General features: G+C 44.7%; 15 protein-coding genes. 11 read left to right on the top strand and 4 right to left on the bottom strand.

What is annotated here, in order from left to right; genetic code table 11:
• Positions 1–24: 24 nt before the first annotated feature.
• Entirely contained in the window at positions 25–573 is a 549-nt protein-coding gene (locus R7040_RS13075; protein ID WP_005380711.1) for an NAD(P)H nitroreductase, read from the bottom strand.
• Between the two features lie 173 nt (positions 574–746).
• Between R7040_RS13075 and R7040_RS13070 the strand changes: the two genes are divergently transcribed.
• Positions 747–2,063, top strand: a complete 1,317-nt coding sequence (locus R7040_RS13070) for an MFS transporter (protein WP_225477530.1) — start codon at positions 747–749, stop codon at positions 2,061–2,063.
• 59 nt (positions 2,064–2,122) lie between these two features.
• Here the strand turns inward: R7040_RS13070 and R7040_RS13065 are convergent, their stop codons facing one another.
• Positions 2,123–4,135, bottom strand: coding sequence for an NADPH-dependent 2,4-dienoyl-CoA reductase (locus R7040_RS13065; protein ID WP_171342834.1), 2,013 nt, complete (start codon positions 4,133–4,135; stop codon positions 2,123–2,125).
• A gap of 224 nt (positions 4,136–4,359) precedes the next feature.
• On the opposite strand from R7040_RS13065, the gene sppA reads away from it, so the two are divergent.
• Both sppA and ansA read left to right on the top strand, forming a co-directional pair.
• Positions 4,360–6,210, top strand: coding sequence for a signal peptide peptidase SppA (gene sppA / locus R7040_RS13060; protein ID WP_318081400.1), 1,851 nt, complete (start codon positions 4,360–4,362; stop codon positions 6,208–6,210).
• 164 nt (positions 6,211–6,374) lie between these two features.
• The gene (gene ansA, locus R7040_RS13055; RefSeq protein ID WP_017635822.1) at positions 6,375–7,388 is read left to right on the top strand and encodes an asparaginase; all 1,014 of its coding nucleotides are present in this window, start codon (positions 6,375–6,377) and stop codon (positions 7,386–7,388) included.
• A 95-nt stretch (positions 7,389–7,483) separates the two neighbouring features.
• On the opposite strand, the gene R7040_RS13050 is transcribed toward ansA, so the two are convergent.
• Complete coding sequence (locus tag R7040_RS13050; RefSeq protein WP_005384924.1) at positions 7,484–7,768, bottom strand: YeaC family protein; 285 nt, start codon at positions 7,766–7,768, stop codon at positions 7,484–7,486.
• Positions 7,769–7,869: 101 nt separating this feature from the next.
• Here R7040_RS13050 and R7040_RS13045 point away from each other — a divergent pair, with 101 nt between their 5' ends.
• A complete protein-coding gene (locus tag R7040_RS13045; protein WP_017821139.1) occupies positions 7,870–8,691 on the top strand; it encodes a DUF2989 domain-containing protein in 822 nt (273 codons plus the stop codon).
• A gap of 117 nt (positions 8,692–8,808) precedes the next feature.
• On the opposite strand, the gene msrB is transcribed toward R7040_RS13045, so the two are convergent.
• Positions 8,809–9,216 (bottom strand): peptide-methionine (R)-S-oxide reductase MsrB, encoded by a 408-nt coding sequence (msrB, locus tag R7040_RS13040; RefSeq protein WP_005380698.1) that lies wholly within the window; start codon positions 9,214–9,216, stop codon positions 8,809–8,811.
• A gap of 337 nt (positions 9,217–9,553) precedes the next feature.
• On the opposite strand from msrB, the gene gap reads away from it, so the two are divergent.
• The 7 genes from gap (at position 9,554) to R7040_RS13005 (ending at position 18,380) form a co-directional block, all read left to right on the top strand.
• A complete protein-coding gene (gene gap / locus R7040_RS13035) occupies positions 9,554–10,549 on the top strand; it encodes a type I glyceraldehyde-3-phosphate dehydrogenase (protein ID WP_005380697.1) in 996 nt (331 codons plus the stop codon).
• A 155-nt stretch (positions 10,550–10,704) separates the two neighbouring features.
• A complete protein-coding gene (locus R7040_RS13030; protein WP_005380695.1) occupies positions 10,705–11,589 on the top strand; it encodes a D-hexose-6-phosphate mutarotase in 885 nt (294 codons plus the stop codon).
• 197 nt (positions 11,590–11,786) lie between these two features.
• Complete coding sequence (locus tag R7040_RS13025; RefSeq protein WP_154205121.1) at positions 11,787–13,823, top strand: methyl-accepting chemotaxis protein; 2,037 nt, start codon at positions 11,787–11,789, stop codon at positions 13,821–13,823.
• Positions 13,824–13,919: 96 nt separating this feature from the next.
• Positions 13,920–14,747: a 23S rRNA (guanine(745)-N(1))-methyltransferase gene (gene rlmA / locus R7040_RS13020; RefSeq protein WP_132936857.1), complete on the top strand. Its 828-nt coding sequence runs from the start codon at positions 13,920–13,922 to the stop codon at positions 14,745–14,747.
• Positions 14,748–14,845: 98 nt separating this feature from the next.
• On the top strand, positions 14,846–15,793 hold the full coding sequence (locus tag R7040_RS13015; RefSeq protein ID WP_258481875.1) for a ChaN family lipoprotein: 948 nt from the start codon (positions 14,846–14,848) through the stop codon (positions 15,791–15,793).
• Positions 15,794–16,044: 251 nt separating this feature from the next.
• Complete coding sequence (locus R7040_RS13010; protein ID WP_005380688.1) at positions 16,045–16,404, top strand: hypothetical protein; 360 nt, start codon at positions 16,045–16,047, stop codon at positions 16,402–16,404.
• A gap of 398 nt (positions 16,405–16,802) precedes the next feature.
• Positions 16,803–18,380 carry an alkaline phosphatase gene (locus R7040_RS13005; RefSeq protein WP_005380687.1) on the top strand — a complete coding sequence of 526 codons (1,578 nt, stop codon included), beginning with the start codon at positions 16,803–16,805 and terminating at the stop codon, positions 18,378–18,380.
• Positions 18,381–18,425: the final 45 nt, after the last annotated feature.

Here is an 18,425-nt window from a genome sequence, read left to right as displayed (position 1 = left end):
CAGTCAGTTTATTTAAGTTTTTAGTTATAGGAATTCAACAAACTGAGAAAGGTCACGCTCAGGAACTTTCATCGGTGTACAACCAGGCGTGCCTAAGTACAAGAAACCAACAATCTCATCGTCACCCTCTAAACCAAATGCTTGATGAACTTCTGGATGGAACATCCACTTACCTGAGCGCCAAAACCCTTGAAAGCCTTGCGCTACGGCTGCCATTTGCATCGCTTGTACAGCGCATCCCGCAGATAAGTGTTGCTCTAGTGCTGGTACTTTCTCATGTTCTGTTACTTTAGCAATCACCGTGATCACCATTGGTGCGCGAAATGGGGCATTCTTTACCTTTTCGACCACCGCTTCATCACTATTTTCAGCTTCTGCCGCTTTTACCAATATATCTGACAGTTTTTTCAAACCATCGCCCTGTGCGATAACGAAACGCCAAGGGGTTAATCCCGCATGGTCAGGCGCACGAAGGCCAGCACGAATGATGTTCTCAAGTGCTTTACCTTCTGGAGCAGGCGCGGATAACTTCGCGATAGATCGGCGATTGAGCAAAAGATCGAGAGCGTCCATGAAAGAATCCTTATTGAATATCGTTGTTATTTTGTTTACGCCACTTTAGCACAATCTGCTCCTGCGAATAACAACCGGTTTTCTGTGGGCTTGATAACGTGCTTCACTTAACATCAATCTGGGTTTAATGTTAATTTATTCGCGAAATGAATAAGTTGAACATAGGCAGGTTGATGAACAAGGACAAACAAAACAGCATTTACGAAAAGATCGTTAATGACGAAGATGCCCGTGCCTGTAAGGCGATTCCTGAATCAGCTTGTCATCAAGTTCCCGGCAACTTTCTTAAAATCATTCTCGCTCAGTTTTTAACGAAGGTCGGCGATGCGTTAATCAACCCTAAAGTCACGTTGCCGTGGATACTACAAAGTCTCGGGGCACCGGTTTATTTAATTGGTTGGCTGGTTCCTATTCGTGAGTCAGGATCCCTTATCCCACAACTTAGCATCGCGCACTACATCCGACGCCTTCCAGTAAGAAAATGGGTCTGGGTAATTGGCAGCATCTTGCAGGCTCTTTCCATATTTGCAATCGGATTGGTCGCATTAACTCTAACAGGAGCAGCTGCGGGTTATGGTGTGATTGCATGTCTTGTGATCTTCAGCCTCTCACGCGGTTTAAATTCCGTCGCATCAAAAGATGTATTGGGCAAAACCATCCCTAAAAACCAACGAGGTCAAGTCAACGGCTGGTCTTCAAGCGCTGCTGGCCTGGTTACGCTGCTTTTCGCTAGCCTTCTGGCACTAGCCTGGTTATGGGACGTAGAGCCGACAGAGCGCTTTTACGGTCTGAGTTTAGGCTTAGCGGGCGTCATATGGCTCATCGCGGCATTAGTCTATGCGCGAATTAATGAGTATGCCGGTGAGGTAGACGGTGGTCGAAATGGCGTCCTTGAGGCATTTAAACAACTCGCGTTACTTAAAACAGACGTGACCTTTCGTCGATTCGTTATCACGCGGACACTATTTTTATGTTCTGCGCTGAGTGCACCGTACTACGTTGTGCTGGCACAGCAATCTCTCGGTGGACAACTCTGGGTGCTAGCTCTCTTTATGTTTGCGAGTGGCTTGGCCTCCTTTGTGTCAGGTCCTTTCTGGGGAAGAATGTCCGATCGCTCTAGCCGCAGTGTGATGGTCATCGGCGCAACGATGAGCGCGCTACTTGGCGTTGTTTTATTTGTTTACGATACGTGGGTCACCGCTAGCCAAAGCTTCCTATTCGTGATTCCTCTGCTCTACTTTTGTGTGTGTATTGCCCACGACGGAATACGAGTCGGACGAAAAACCTACTTAGTTGATATCGCAGAAGGTGACAAGCGGACAAGCTATGTAGCCGTGAGTAACACGGTGGTTGGGATAATGCTGCTTCTAATGAGCTCTCTTGGTGTTATGTCGAACTTCTTGAGCCTTTCAGCTGTGGTGTTAGTGTTCTCTTTTATTACTTTTTCTGGCGTGGTAATGGCCAAACAACTGCCAGATATCAGTGACTAGTTCTATACAAAAAAGCTGCGCTCAAAGCGCAGCTTTTATGGTAAACACACATTAAAAGGCTAGAGTTTTACCGCCAATTTAACACCTTGACGAATCGCACGCACAGCATCAAGTTCACCCGCATGGTCAGCTCCGCCAATGATATGAATCTTCTCTCCGAGTTCAGACCATTTATCTTCAAACGGACGTACAGACTCTTGCCCAGCACAAATGATAACTTTGTCTGCATTAAGTACCTGCGCGCTTCCGTCTACATGAATGTGCAAACCTTGATCATCAATTTTATCGTAAGACACACCACCGACTAAATGTACGCCCCGTTTTTCAAGGGTACGTTTATGGATCCAACCTGTCGTTTTACCCGGACCTTTACCTACACGACCTTTACGACGCTGAAGTACCCAGACTTCTTTATCGCTAACCGCATCAGGGTAAGGGTATAAACCACCCGGCTGAGACATCTCCTTGTCGATTCCCCATTCATGCAACCAGTCATCCAACGTTTGTCCAACTGGCTCTGTGAGCATGGTCGCGACATCTACGCCAATGCCACCAGCACCAACGATAGCCACTTTCTCACCGACTGGCGTTTTGTCTCGAATGAGAGTTTGATAGTCGACGACTTTCTCTGGGTTATCAATTCCATCAATATTGACTTTACGTGGCTCAACACCCGATGCCATCACTATCTCATCGTATTCTGTGAGTAAGTCATAGTTCGCTTCCGTCGATAAGTGCAGATTCACGCCTGTTTCATCAATACGGTTAGCGAAATATCGTATCGTCTCTCGAAACTCTTCCTTACCAGGGATCTGCATCGCAAGACGGAACTGACCACCGATGCGGTCGTTCTTTTCGAACAGATCAACCTTATGGCCACGTTCAGCCAGTGTGGTCGCACAAGCCAAGCCCGCAGGTCCAGCACCAACAACTGCAATGTTTTTCTTTTTAAAGGCTGGTTCAACAACAATTTCGGTTTCATAGCACGCTAGAGGGTTCACTAAGCAACTGGCGCGCTTACCTTTAAACACGTTATCTAGACACGCCTGATTACAACCAATACACGTATTAATAAACTGCGCTTTTTCCTGTTCGGCTTTAGCAACAAAGTAAGGATCGGCCAAGAATGGGCGCGCCATCGAAACCATGTCGGCATGACCTGAAGATAAAATACGTTCTGCTTCATCTGGCGTATTTATACGGTTGCAAGTGATAATAGGAACCGAAACGTGAGGTTTAACTTTTTCCGTAACCCATGTAAACGCACCGCGTGGTACTTGAGTCGCAATTGTCGGAATTCGAGCCTCATGCCAACCGATACCCGTATTAATAATCGTGACGCCAGCCTCTTCAAGTGCTTTCGCCAATTCGATAACGTCTTCAAAAGTGCTGCCCTGCTCGACAAGATCCAGCATAGAAAGACGGAAGATGATGATGAACTTGTCACCTACCGCCTTGCGTACCGCTTTAACAATTTCTAGCGGAAAACGCATACGTTTTTTATAGCTGCCACCCCATTCGTCGTAACGCATATTAGTACGTTTACATAAGAATTGGTTTATCAAGTAACCTTCCGAGCCCATTAACTCGACGCCATCATAACCAGCAAGCTGTGCTAACTCCGCACTATTAGCAAACGCGTCGATGGTTTTCTTTATCTGGCGGTCGCTCATTTCACTCGGAGCAAACTTTGCAATTGGCGCTTTAATGCCAGATGCACTTTGCGAGAATGGATGCATTGCATAACGCCCAGCATGGAGAATTTGCAACGCAATTTTACCACCGTGCTTGTGCACCGCTTCTGTCACAACTTTATGGGCTTTAGCATGTTTTGGCTTGCTGAATTCAGCACTCAACGGGTGTAAACGACCGCGTAAGTTAGGAGAAAAACCTCCGGTTACAATCAGTCCGACACCGCCTTTCGCGCGTTCTTCATAAAAAGCCGCGAGCTTCTGTAATCCTTCTTTGTGCTCTTCTAAGCCAGTGTGCATTGATCCCATCAGAACTCGGTTTCGTAATTGTGTGAAACCGAGGTCCAGTGGCTTTAATAGGTTTGGGTACATGGCAGACATCACTTAACATCCATTGTTATTATCATGGTCTGACCAGATTAAGCCTGCTCAACCAAAAAATCAAACAAGCGTTTACATTTTTGTAACACCGATCAATCTCGTGTGAAAATATGCCAATTGTTGAGTGGTCGTGATAAGCTAAAAAAATGTTATCTTTTGAGATCTTAGAGATAAGAACCCATACTTTGTTAGACTCGGCGTAACTATCTCGTTATGGAGACAAGATGAAAAAACTCTTCAAATTTATTGGTTTGATATTTAAAGGGATATGGAAAAGTATCACTTTCATCAGACTCGCACTGGCAAACCTAATTTTCTTGCTGATGATTGCCGTTTTCTACTTTGCCTTTACTTATACCGGAGACGGTCAACCTGTCGTCGAAAAAGAATCGGCATTGGTGATGAACCTTTCAGGCCCAATTGTCGAACAAAGACGTTATGTAAACCCAATGGACTCTTTTGCTGGTTCCCTTTTGGGTAATGAGTTACCGAAAGAAAACGTCCTTTTCGATATCGTTGATACTATTCGCTACGCGAAAGACGATCCTAAAGTGTCTGGATTAGTGCTAGCACTACGAGACATGCCAGAAACAAATCTCACGAAACTACGTTACATCGCGAAAGCGTTGAACGAATTTAAAGCGTCAGGCAAACCCGTTTACGCCGTAGGTGATTTCTACAACCAAAGCCAATATTACTTGGCAAGTTACTCTGACAAAGTTTATCTGGCACCTGATGGTGGTGTATTGATTAAAGGTTACAGCGCTTACTCAATGTACTACAAAACGTTACTTGAAAAGCTTGACGTTTCTACTCATGTTTTTCGCGTAGGTACTTATAAATCCGCTATCGAACCTTTTATTCGTGATGACATGTCCGATGCGGCGAAAGAGTCAGCAACACGTTGGGTTACTCAATTGTGGAGTGCTTTTGTTGATGACGTAACAACAAACCGAAACATTGATGCGAAAGTGCTTAATCCAACCATGGATGAGCTGATTAACGAGATGAAGTCTGTAAATGGCGATATTGCTCAGCTCGCAGTCAAATTGGGGCTAGTGGATGAACTTGCTACACGCCAAGACATTCGCACTCTATTTGCAAAACAGTTTGGCAGTGACGGCAAAGACAGCTACAACGCGATTGGTTACTACGACTACCTTGCAACGATTCGTCCCGATTACACACTACCTCAGCACGACATCGCCGTTGTTCTAGCAAGTGGCGCGATTATGGACGGTCAACAACCTCGCGGAACTGTTGGTGGTGACACAATCGCAAGCTTGCTGCGTCAAGCACGCAATGATGAAAAAGTGAAAGCGGTCGTATTACGAGTAGATAGTCCAGGAGGCAGTGCCTTTGCTTCTGAAGTGATTCGTAACGAAGTAGAAGCTCTGAAGCAAGCAGGTAAGCCGGTTGTTGTATCCATGTCGAGTTTGGCTGCTTCTGGTGGTTATTGGATTTCAATGAGCGCAGACAAAATCGTTGCTCAGCCAACAACCCTGACGGGCTCCATTGGTATATTTAGTGTCATCACCACGTTTGAAAAAGGCTTTAGCAAGTTAGGTATTAACACTGATGGCGTTGGCACATCGCCGTTCTCAGGTGACGGTATTACCACTGGCCTTTCTGAGGGCGCGTCTCAAGTGTTCCAATTAGGTATCGAACACGGTTACAAGCGCTTTATTTCTCTAGTTGGCGAGAATCGCGATATGTCTCTAGAGGAAGTTGACAAAGTTGCTCAAGGTCGAGTTTGGACTGGCCAAGATGCACTATCCTTTGGTCTTGTCGATCAAATGGGTGACTTTGATGATGCTGTAGAGCTAGCGGCGAAACTAGCGAACGTGACCGATTATGGCATTTACTGGGTAGAAGAGCCTCTTTCACCTACTGAACTATTTCTACAAGAGTTTATGAAACAGGTGAAAGTCTCTCTAGGTATTGATGCTACAAGCTTGCTACCAAAAAGTCTTCAACCCGTAGCTCAACAATTCGAACAAGACGCAAGCTTGCTCCAAAGCTTCAACGATCCTAAAGGTCAATACGCATTTTGTTTGAACTGCCAAGTGCAGTAGTTTTTCCATCAATATTACAAAGGGCACTTCTACTTGAAGTGCCCTTTTTATTAGGCTTTGCATCTCCTCAAATGACTTTCTGATGCTGTGCGTATAGCCTCGCATCTCAAGGTTATTTAGGTATATAATCCCCGCCTCTGTTCCCCTACACGAAAGAAAAAACGATGACTAGAAAACACATCTACATCGCTTACACCGGTGGTACCATCGGAATGCAAAAATCCGACCACGGCTATGTGCCTGTTGCTGGCTTTATGGAAAAGCAATTAGCAAGCATGCCCGAATTCCATCGTCCTGAAATGCCGGATTACACCATCCACGAATACGACCCTCTGATTGACTCATCAGATATGACACCTGCTGACTGGCAGCAGATTGCGAATGATATTCGTGACAACTATGACAAATACGATGGTTTCGTTATCCTACATGGTACTGACACCATGGCGTACACTGCGTCCGCATTGTCTTTCATGCTTGAAAACCTTGGTAAGCCAGTGATTGTAACGGGTTCACAAATCCCTCTCGCAGAGCTGCGTTCTGACGGCCAAGCAAACCTATTAAACGCGCTACATATTGCGGCAAACTACCCGATCAACGAAGTAACTTTGTTCTTCAATAATCAATTGATGCGTGGTAACCGCAGCACAAAATCTCATGCAGACGGTTTTAATGCCTTTACTTCACCAAACCTTCCTCCACTATTGGAAGCTGGGATCAATATTCAAGTTAGCAACAGCGTAACCGTTGGTGCACAACCAGAAGGTGAGTTTAAGGTTCACAACATCACGCCACAACCAATCGGTGTGATCACCATGTACCCTGGTATTTCACACGAAGTTATCCGCAACACGCTTCGTCAGCCCGTGAATGCGATGATTCTTCTGACTTTTGGTGTCGGTAATGCTCCTCAAAACCCTGAGCTGCTTGGTCACCTGAAAGAAGCCTCTGAGCGCGGCGTTATTGTCGTAAACCTAACTCAGTGTTTGGCAGGTAAAGTGAATATGGGCGGATATGCCACAGGTTGTGCGCTCGCAGACTCTGGTGTTATCAGTGGCTTTGACATGACGCCCGAAGCGGCGCTGGCAAAACTACACTACCTTCTAAGCCAAAACCTTTCTTACGAAGAAGTAAAAGAGAGAATGCAACAAGTACTGCGTGGTGAAATGAGCCTGTAAGTTCAAGCTTTCTACGATCTAAAAAGCCCAATACAATTTGGGCTTTTTTCTTTCAAAATCAAAATAATAAAATTTTGAGAAATAAGGCGTAAGGATTAATCAATGTTCGGATTCACACGAACAATATCGCTCTCTTCTCCGCTGAATTGTTTTTTAAGCTCTTGTTTTGATTTAAAACTGATTTCACCACCGACTGCAACCGTCATATGCTGCGCATCAGTATTATGTTTTGATTGATACAACATCACAGCTTGCATACACGAATCTCGCTGCTCTTTAGAAAGTGTTGTACCCTCAGGCCATCTTCCCGTTTCTACTGCATAGACTAAGCGATCATAAACTTCTGGAGTCATCGCTTGTAATAGTTGTTCTGCGTCCATAGTGTACCTTCTTATTACATTCTATTTACAGAACATAACGGGTTAAGAAACTGAGTCAAGAATACGAAAATGAATTGGTGTAACGGATCACAAGCAAAGCCATGAAAAGAACAAACTGGTTACTTCTCAGCCTCGCATGTTTTGCGCTATCGGGCTGTTTTGAAGGTAACGTGACAACCGAAGAGTTGTGCCAAAAAACACCAGAGCTGCGTTGCGAGCAGCTCAATATGGATGACGGCCAATGTCGAATTCCAAGAACAAATTTGGTTTGGCATCGGTTTGAGCAATTGAAAAACCCATCAGAGGCCAACCAAATCATCGAATACGGTCTGGTCGCTGAATATAGGAAATGCTTAGAACTCGCCTCCCAGATCACCCCTATTGATCAAAGTGCTCTCAAAAGACAACGCTTTAATGCATTGGTACACAGTATTGATGAGCTAGAGCGCATCGTAAACGAGTTAAAAGGCTCAGAAGACCCGGCTACTTTGTATTTCTTATGGTCTCAAACGGGAGATACTCAAGCTCGGCGCGCATTTTTACAAATGGAAGGGTCTCCCCAATTAAATAATGCTGAGATGCAATATGCATTAGCCACTTTTTATACCAACCGAGATACCAAGAAAACCCTGGAGCTTCTTAATAACGCGTTGTCTTTATCTGATGAAGACAACATCAATCCGGTCATTCTCAAGTCAATGGCAAGTATTCATCAGGGGCTTGGAGACAAAGAGCAAGCGTATCTATGGGCAATGGTCGCGAAGAGATTCGACGTACCGCTTGCTGATGAAAAGCAGCTCCAACGTATGTTCAATTTCAGTCATCCAGAGCGATATAAGCAGTTGGATGAATTAGCCGAATCGGTGGCGAAAGCCATAGAGAAAGGTATCTATTCCCCAGCAATGATACCCAGTGAGATATAAACGAAAAACTCCCGCAATGAGCGGGAGTTTTTATTTAAGTCGAGCGACACTCAGATCACTGTTGAGCATGAATCATCCTGAAAGGATAAAACAATCTCGAGCACAATTTTGTCGTTATTATTCTGATTTGTTGAAAATTAACGACACAGAATTAACACAAAAACGCTCTCCTGTGGTCTGTGGGCCATCTTCAAAAACGTGCCCTAGATGGCTATCACACGTTGCACAACGAATCTCTGTACGTACCATTCCGTGACTTAGATCTTCTAAATAACGCACCGCTTGATCGTTGATAGGCGCATCAAAACTTGGCCATCCGCAGCCAGAGTCATACTTGTTATCAGAGACAAAGAGAGGGGCATTACAACAAGTACAAGCATAAACACCAGTTTCCTTATTATGCAGTAGCTTACCGCTGAAAGGAGGCTCTGTACCTTGCTCTCGGCAAACACGGAACTCTTCATCAGACAGTTGCTCACGCCACTGTTCATCTGACTTCGTCACTTTTTTCCCGCTTTGTTCCACGACTTTCGGCTCCTTATTTACTGTTCTTGGTATTGACTTTTTTAGCAAAAAACTTGCTTCTCTTAACAGTTGTAGCACATACTTTCTCACCAGGACACCATGCGTAATTAATTTGATAAGAGCACTTATCTCACCAGTTATATTACGCCAACTGGGCTACAGAAGAATCAGTTAAAAGTTTAAAAAACGTACATTTGCAAAGAATTGTTAAAAAAAGCGTCGCTTTTTTTTGACTTTAAACAAGTTAAGTCCGATTATCACTTGCAGATGTTTACTGGATTCTGTAATTTTACTACCAGTTATCTTTAATCAGAAATTAAGTTGTGGAGCAACTATAATGACTATCAAAGTAGGTATTAACGGTTTTGGCCGTATCGGTCGTTTCGTATTCCGTGCAGCGCAAGAGCGCAACGACATCGAAGTAGTAGGTATTAACGACCTTATCGATGTAGATTACATGGCATACATGCTTAAGTATGACTCAACTCACGGCCGTTTCAACGGTACTGTTGAAGTTGAAGGCGGTAACCTAATCGTTAACGGTAAAACTGTACGTGTTACTGCAGAGCGCAACCCTGAAGACCTAAAATGGGACGAAATCGGTGTTGACGTTGTAGCTGAAGCAACTGGTCTTTTCCTAACTGACGAGACTGCACGTAAGCACATCACTGCTGGCGCGAAAAAAGTTGTACTAACTGGTCCTTCTAAAGACGCTACTCCAATGTTCGTTAACGGCGTAAACTTCGACACTTACGCTGGTCAAGACATCGTTTCTAACGCTTCTTGTACTACTAACTGTCTAGCGCCTATCGCTAAAGTTCTTAACGACAAGTTCGGTATCGAATCTGGTCTTATGACTACAGTTCACGCAACTACAGCAACTCAAAAAACTGTAGATGGTCCTTCTGCTAAAGACTGGCGCGGTGGTCGTGGTGCTTCTCAAAACATCATCCCATCTTCAACTGGTGCTGCTAAAGCTGTAGGCGTTGTACTTCCAGAAGTAAACGGCAAACTAACTGGTATGGCTTTCCGCGTACCAACTGCTAACGTTTCTGTAGTTGACCTAACTGTTAACCTAGTTAACGGTGCTTCTTACGAAGACATCTGTAAAGCGATGAAAGAAGCTTCTGAAGGCGAACTAAAAGGCGTTCTAGGCTACACTGAAGATGCAGTTGTATCTCAAGACTTCATCGGCGAAGTTTGCACTTCAGTATTCGATGCTAAAGCTGGTATCGCGCTAACTGACAAATTCGTTAAGGTTGTATCTTGGTACGACAACGAAATCGGTTACTCAAACAAAGTTCTAGACCTAATCGCTCACATCTCTAAGTAATTAGAAAGTTAGCAATTAGCGAATAACTTCGTTAAAGAAAAGGCGGCTCTAGAGTCGCCTTTTTTGTATCTGGAATTTGAGAGAATACAGGCTCGATGTTGCATTTAATGTGCGAAGCGCGTCTAAAAGCTCTCCCCAGCGATAGGAAACTACACATGGATTTAAAAACTCTCCCAGCCCTAACGGTGCTATCTGATAACGTCACTATCGTTGAAGTTGATCAGATAAAAATCGTCCGCGTGATTCATGACAAAGCAACGGCAGGCATCTCGCTACACGGTGGTCATGTCGTGTCGTTCACGCCTAAAGGTCAAGAAGATCTGATCTGGATGAGCGAAAAAGCTGTCTTCGATGGTAAAGCTGCTCTTCGCGGTGGTATTCCGGTTTGTTGGCCTTGGTTTGGGCGTATTGCTGCTCCAGCTCACGGCTTTGCCCGTACCGCAGAATGGGAGTTGGTTGAACATCGTGAGAACCATAACGGTGTGATTGTTGAACTTGCTCTGTTCCCGACAGAAGAAATCCACGATATTTGGCCCCATATGTTTGACGCTCGTTTGGTGATTGAAGTGGGCGATGAGCTAAAAGTGACGCTCAAAGTCATGAACATTGATGACGAGGCTTGGACCTTCTCTGGCGCATTACATACTTACCTAAACGTTGGAGACATTAAGCAAGCACAAACGACAGGCATGGGTGCCGAGTACATTGATAGCTTGAAAGCTGATGCGGTATGCCAAGGTGGTAATGTTCTACAACTAACTGACACCATTGACCGCGTTTACACGCAACCAGAAGCGAAAATTTTGGTAAAAGACCCGGTATTGGATCGTACGCTAAGCGTACACAACCAAGGCCACAACTCAGCAGTATTATGGAACCCTTGGGCAGAAGGTGCGCAAAGCATGGGTGACATGGCTGACGATGGTTATCAAACCATGTTGTGTGTGGAGTCTACTGTTCATGCACCAAGTATTGAGCAAGGTCAAACCCTCCAACCAGGTGAGACACATGAACTTGTCACTGTCATTTCAGCGCAGTAAGAATCACCATATAAAGGCCGGGATACCCGGCTTTTTTTGTAATAAAAGCTCTGCTTAGATGGTCCTATCTTTACTAACTTATTGGTTACTGGTCACTTTTGACGGTTTCATTAATAAATATCAAAAAAATTGATCATATAAACCGATAGCATACCGATACAAAACTCATAAATAATAAAAATATCAGGAATTAGTCTATGTTAGAGAGATACCGAAATCAAAGTGTCGGATTCCAGTTGAAACTGGTGATCACTTTGTGTCTATTCATTGCTTTCAGCAGTATTGCAGCGCTTGTTTACCGCAACGCTTCCGATGTTCTATTGGAAAGCACACTGAAAGAACACCAATCTAAAGTAGAATCAATGGCAAAAACCATTGCTGGCCAATTCGATGCTTACCTGCACACCGCTAAAGTCCTCGAATCTACTTTTCGCAATGGCTACCTTGCCGGTGTCTATGTCGAAAATTACACGGTTGACTTCATGGGACATGAAGTACCAAACATCACTCAATACAGTGAAAGCTTAATTAATGACACCAAGTTGGTCGACAGTTTCACACGTGATACCGGCGCTATAGCAACGCTATTCGCACCATTGGGTGACGACTTTATTCGGGTGTCCACCTCCCTAAAAGATCCACAAGGTCAACGAGCGGTCGGAACCACGCTAGGCATCAACCATCCTGGTTATCAGCAACTTAAAGCAGGACAACCGTATTACGCTCAAATTAAATTGTATGGCGAGCGCTATATTACCTACTATGCCCCAATCAAAGATGCGACAGGAAAGGTAGCAGGCCTATCGTTTATTGGCTTACCAGTAGACCAAGCGACACAAACCTTGTTCGATGCACTCGAAGAGATAAAATGGGGCGACACTGGTTACACCATTATCGTTGATAACGACGACAACAATCTTGGTAAATACCTACTTCATCCAGCAAAAAGCGGCTCAGATTCGTCAATACTAGAAGTCGCCGACTACAATGGTCACAAGCCTTTTGGTCAGATTTTCGAACAATCTAGTGGATTAATTCGCTACCCTTTCGAGTACCAAGGTAACGTAGGCGAAAAGTATCTTGTCTACACAGAGGTTCCAGGTTGGAACTGGAAACTGCTAGGCGGTACGTTTATCAAAGAAGTTACAAAAGGTAGCGACACGCTTCTCACACTCATTGCCATCATTTCTTCGGTAGCGGCAATCATTACTTTTGTTGTACTGACACTTTTCTTGAATCGCAGCTTACAACCTCTCACGACTCTAAACTCATACATGACTCGCTTAGCCGGCGGCGAAGTCAGCTTGAGCATCCCAGCGTCTCGTAAAGCATCAAAGAATGAAATTACGAACCTGAGCTCGGGTGTCGCCAGTATGGCAAGTCAGCTCAATGAACTTGTCGGTAAGATCCGTTCAACAAGCGACTTAGTGGAGAGCAACTCCACCAGCGTTGCCAACGATGCACATAGCAATTTGACCCAAGCCGACCGACAACAACAAGAAGTCGAGCAAGTTGTGACAGCGATTGAAGAAATGGCCTCTTCCGCTCAATCTGTCGCACAACAAGTCGAAAGCATTGCGGAAAACGTACGCTCAGCAAATACCGATAGCCAGTCTGGTCTCGCGATTGTTGAAGGCGTATGTATCGACGTTGCTCAACTTAACGATCAATTGGATCAATCAGCAACGGCTATCGAGCAAGTAAATCGCGATAGCGAGAGTATTCAAACCGTCACTAAAATGATTGATGAAATTGCTGAGCAAACCAATTTACTTGCCTTGAATGCCGCCATTGAAGCAGCACGAGCAGGTGAACAAGGTCGTGGCTTCGCAGTTGTAGCAGATGAAGTGCGCACACTTGCGCACCGAACCCAAAGCTCAGTTCAGGATGTCGTGGAAATTATCGAGAAACTAAAAGGGTCGACTCATAATGCAGTTAATATGATGACAGACAGCCAACGCAGTGCAAACCAGGTCTTGGACAAAGCACAAGACGCGGGCACAGCATTAGAAGCCATCGCAGTACAAGTGCAGTCGATAGCCTCTCAAGCCGACGCCATTGCAGCGACTTCAGAAGAACAAGCTCAAGTTTCACAAGAAATTGCAGCAAATGCCCATTCTATCAGTGAACTTAACCGAGAAAGCCGCAACACGAGCGCAAAAACCTCGCAAAGTGCCATTGAACTTCAACAACAAGCACGAAACTTGAAAGAGCAAGTCGACTTCTTCCACTAATACTTAATAAGAGCCGACCCAGTCGGCTCTTTTTGTTTCACTTGAGACCATGCTTTTTGATAGAATTTGCCGCCCTACTTTCTGTTCGAGATCGTCATGAACTATCAATGCCCTCTATGCCACCAAACTCTAGCGTTAAATGAAAAAACGTTTAAGTGCGAAAACAATCATCAGTTTGACTTAGCAAAAGAAGGCTACGTTAACTTGATGCCAGCGCACCACAAACGTTCTAAAGATCCTGGTGACAACAAAGAGATGATGCAAGCTCGTCGTCGATTCCTTGAAGGAGATTACTACAACCCAATGCGCCAAGAAGTGGCGCAGCTGTGTGCAACATACACTGAGGGGAGCACCCATCAATTATTAGATATTGGTTGTGGTGAAGGTTACTACACAGATCAAGTACAAAAGACGATAGAAACACAAGCGAACCATGCCACGATTTATGGCTTAGACATTTCCAAAGTTGCCATTCGTTACGCGGCGAAGCGTTACACGCACTGCAATTTTAGTGTAGCTTCTAGTCACCGACTTCCCTTCGCAAATGAATCCTTAGATGCCATTTTGCGCATTTATGCCCCTTGTAAAGCTGAGGAGCTGCAGCGCGTTGTAAAAAACGACGGCGTTGTTGTCACGGTTACTCCTGCTAGTCGCCACTTATACCAACTGCGTGAGCGTATTTATCAAGAAGTTCGTCTTCACAATGAAGAACCAGAACATATTGAAGGGTTTGAATTAGAGCACCAGCAGCATCTTAACTATGTTATGGACTTGAAAAACGGAGCCGCAATCGATTTATTGCAAATGACGCCATTCGCATGGAAAGCAACCGATGCTCTTCGTGAAGAGTTGAAATCCGCTACACTTTTCCAATGTGAGGCTGATTTTATGTTGCGTGTATATCGCAAAAAAACACTCAATTAATAAGTCAAAAAAAACAACAAACGCAAATAGTTATCATTTATATTGATTCATTGCTCAGCCTCCATTAATATCATCCGGACATTTTTGGAGGCTTTTCAATGCGCTTTTCTACTTTGAGCTTGCTCTTTGCAGGCTTACTTACTGGTTGCTCTTCATATACGCACACCAACTCTCACGCAACCTCAGCGGAAGTCACTAGTTTTTACGACTACCAACTATACACCCCTTCTGGCGAGCACATCGCTCTAAGCAAACTGCCAATTGAGCTGCAACAAGCAGATGTCATTCTTATTGGTGAATGGCACACACACGCCGGCATTCATCGCTTTCAAACCGATATGCTCAAACAACTTACGTCCTACGACCGCTCACTCGCGTTATCTATGGAACAATTTACCCGCGACAAACAACCTGTTGTTGACGCTTACCTACGTGGGGAGATCGGCGAACAGTACTTAATGAAACAAGCCAACGCTTGGCCCAATTATGAAAGCGACTATCGCCCTCTCGTGGAGTTTGCTAAGCAGAAGAATCTCCCGGTCATTGCAGCAAATGCACCAAAGAGCATTGTCCGATGCATTGGTCGACAAGGGCTAGATTACATTAACAAGCTCGATGATGATCAGCGGATGTTCATTGCACAAGCCATCAACACTGGTAGTAGTCCGTACAAAGAAAAGTTCATGGCATCCATGCATCACGGTAAGCCAGAGCAGACGGAAAAACAGTTTGCAGCTCAAGTTACTTGGGATGAAACTATGGCGGAATCTATCGTTAGCTACCTAGATGACAACCCAGGCGCTCAGGTTGTCCATGTTGCAGGCAAGTTTCACACCGAGCAAGGGTTGGGTACGGCAGCATCAATCTTAAGCCGCAACCCGAGCTTAAAAGTGGTTGTAATTAGCCCAACAGATAACGTGCTTTCCGATAATACTGACTATCAGTTAGAGGTTCTCGCACCACCAGTACGGTATGTACAAGATGCTCACCGAATGGCGGCATATCAACATCTAACTAAACGCAATAACGATCTTCAATGTAAGTAGTTGGTCTTCAATTTAAGTTACTACCTTGCCGTTGCGTTGCATCATCACACCGCTCCGAGTTCATTGAGTGACAAGGGTCTGCTTCCTGCTGGTCTATTTTTTGCTAAAGATCACCAATAGAAACTAGAAGCGGCAAAAGCAGACCTGTTTTTATCCAAATAGCTTCAGAAATAAACTTTGCCGCCGATAAAAATATAACTGCTTTTTACCCGCACTCAGTGACCGAGTGTCGATGTTCCAAGGAGTATTCGATGAATCCAGTAGGAAGCACTTCTGTTAATAGCTATGCCAAACAATCTGTCGCCTCTAAACAAGCAAGTATTGCACAAGAAGAAACTAGCGCTTCGCCGCTGAAAGTCGAACACAATAAGGTGACGCTTTCGACCGAAGGCAAAGCGCTACTTGCCGCTCTGCAACAAATCGAGCACGACAGCAAGAAAATAGAAGCAGAAGATAAATCTGTTGGTGAAAAGGTCGAATCTTTCACGCATGGTGCTCTTGGCATGGATCACCCCGATAAAATCGAGAAAGAAGAGGATGGCTCATATTCTGCGGGTCAATACCTTTCTGCGGCACTTACCGTTGGTGGCATCATACTGGCATTAGTCTGATAACCAGTCTGATAATCGTCACGACAACAAATCCTATTTGAACCAAACACTTACTGCAGCCCATAATTTAATAAGCCAAAGAACGATATGATGCAAACGTAAGTGAATTCGACCGCTCTTGTGGCCCGATAATACATGCTCGTTTATTGCTCCCTAAACTAGGTTTCTTGTGAAGGCACTGAATGGATAACTTTAGTCCATGCTTTCAACTCCTAAGCGTAATCCAAGCCCGCGTTTGTGGGCTTTCTTCTTTCCAAACTAACGAACGTTAGAGAGCGACTCATTTTTTCTGCAAAACCAAACAAAAACGACAATTTGGTTAAACTTTTATTACCGACACAAAACCTTCATAAATCATTGCTTTAATGCCTGCGCTTTCAATAAACAAGGAAAATATAATGAAGCGCTTAGTATCTCCAATCGTTACGGCAGTGGCTGCATCTACCCTCTCTTTCAACGCACTCTCAGCTGAAATCAAAAACGTCATTTTGATGATCGGCGACGGCATGGGTCCTCAACAAGTTGGTTTACTCGAGACCTACGCAAAACACGCACCTAACTCGGTTTACAAAGGCGAAAGCACAGCGTTATACAAACTCGCTCAAGAAGGTGTGATTGGATCATCACTGACCAATCCAGAAGACGCAATTGTCGTCGACTCTGCTTGCTCAGCTACGATGCTAGCGACAGGAATCCCTACCGCTTCTGAAGTCATTGGCATTGATAGCCAAGGCAACCATGTCGAAACTATTTTGGAAAAAGCCAAAAGTAAAGGTAAAGCGACAGGGCTCGTCTCTGATACGCGTATGACCCACGCAACGCCAGCAGCATTTGCCGCTCATCAACCACATCGCTCCCTAGAAAACAATATTGCGGCGGATATGCTCGAAACAGGCGTAGACGTGATGATGTCTGGTGGACTTCGTCATTGGATTCCAAAGTCGACAAACGACAAGGGAGAGACATACGAGCAACTTGAAAAGCTCACTCAAGGTAATGTCTACCTAAAATCGAAACGCAAAGACGAACGCAACTTGCTTGCCGAAGCGCAAGACCAAGGCTATAGCTTAGCTTTCAGCCGCGATATGCTCACACAAGCTAAAGGTGACAAATTACTTGGACTTTTTGCTTACTCGGGCATGAACGATGGTATTGCCTACAGTCAAAGCAAAAACGATCCAAAACGCACGCAGCCATCGCTGAAAGAAATGACCACCAAAGCAATCGACATTCTTTCAAAAGACAAAGACGGTTTTTTCTTGATGGTTGAAGGCGGCCAAATTGACTGGGCTGGCCACAGTAACGATGCAGGTACGATGCTGCATGAAATGCTTAAATTCGATGAAGCGGTAAACTCAGTTTATGAGTGGGCAAAAGGCCGTGATGACACCCTGATCATTGTTACTGCTGACCACGAAACCGGCTCTTTTGGCTTTAGCTACTCATCAGCAAACTTGCCTAAACCACAAAAACGCGACGGCGAAGCATTCAAAAATCAGGATTACGCGCCAAACTTCAACTTTGGTCAGTTCGAGATCCTCGATGGTTTATACAACCAAAAGAAAAGTTACTACGGCATGATCAGTGAATTCCAAGCGCTTGATAAGAAAGAGCAAACTCCAGAGAAGTTTGCGGAAGTCGTGAACGCAAATAGCGATTTTTCGATTACGCCTGAGCAAGCAGAACGCGTATTAGCAAGTAAACCAAATCCATACCGACTCGCTGGACACAAATACTTAAGCGAAGAGAACGTTCCGACAATCAATGACTTTGATGCTTTCTTTCCTTACAACGACCGTGGCAACTTGCTAGCGCGTGAGCATGCAACAAAGCAAAACACAGTATGGGGGACGGGTACTCATACGCATACTCCAGTCAACGTATTTGCTTGGGGACCTGCAGAAACTATCCTTCCGGTATCAAAAATCATGCACCACTCGCAACTAGGCGAGTACTTGAAACAACAAATTAAATAATCAACTTGCACTTACTTCACAACTCGTGATGTTTCAACGCTCTCG

The organism is Vibrio sp. 1069, from assembly GCF_033340555.1.
The sequence above is the reverse complement of the archived record's forward strand: the minus strand, read 5'-3'. Positions and strand labels throughout refer to the sequence as shown.

Bases quoted from the DNA above. Each gene is read 5' to 3' on its own strand.
- R7040_RS13075 (WP_005380711.1), bottom strand. From the start codon at position 573: ATGGACGCTCTCGATCTTTTGCTCAATCGCCGATCTATCGCGAAGTTA.
- R7040_RS13070 (WP_225477530.1), top strand. From the start codon at position 747: ATGAACAAGGACAAACAAAACAGCATTTACGAAAAGATCGTTAATGAC.
- R7040_RS13065 (WP_171342834.1), bottom strand. From the start codon at position 4,135: ATGTCTGCCATGTACCCAAACCTATTAAAGCCACTGGACCTCGGTTTC.
- sppA (WP_318081400.1), top strand. From the start codon at position 4,360: ATGAAAAAACTCTTCAAATTTATTGGTTTGATATTTAAAGGGATATGG.
- ansA (WP_017635822.1), top strand. From the start codon at position 6,375: ATGACTAGAAAACACATCTACATCGCTTACACCGGTGGTACCATCGGA.
- R7040_RS13050 (WP_005384924.1), bottom strand. From the start codon at position 7,768: ATGGACGCAGAACAACTATTACAAGCGATGACTCCAGAAGTTTATGAT.
- R7040_RS13045 (WP_017821139.1), top strand. From the start codon at position 7,870: ATGAAAAGAACAAACTGGTTACTTCTCAGCCTCGCATGTTTTGCGCTA.
- gap (WP_005380697.1), top strand. From the start codon at position 9,554: ATGACTATCAAAGTAGGTATTAACGGTTTTGGCCGTATCGGTCGTTTC.
- R7040_RS13030 (WP_005380695.1), top strand. From the start codon at position 10,705: ATGGATTTAAAAACTCTCCCAGCCCTAACGGTGCTATCTGATAACGTC.
- R7040_RS13025 (WP_154205121.1), top strand. From the start codon at position 11,787: ATGTTAGAGAGATACCGAAATCAAAGTGTCGGATTCCAGTTGAAACTG.
- rlmA (WP_132936857.1), top strand. From the start codon at position 13,920: ATGAACTATCAATGCCCTCTATGCCACCAAACTCTAGCGTTAAATGAA.
- R7040_RS13015 (WP_258481875.1), top strand. From the start codon at position 14,846: ATGCGCTTTTCTACTTTGAGCTTGCTCTTTGCAGGCTTACTTACTGGT.
- R7040_RS13010 (WP_005380688.1), top strand. From the start codon at position 16,045: ATGAATCCAGTAGGAAGCACTTCTGTTAATAGCTATGCCAAACAATCT.
- R7040_RS13005 (WP_005380687.1), top strand. From the start codon at position 16,803: ATGAAGCGCTTAGTATCTCCAATCGTTACGGCAGTGGCTGCATCTACC.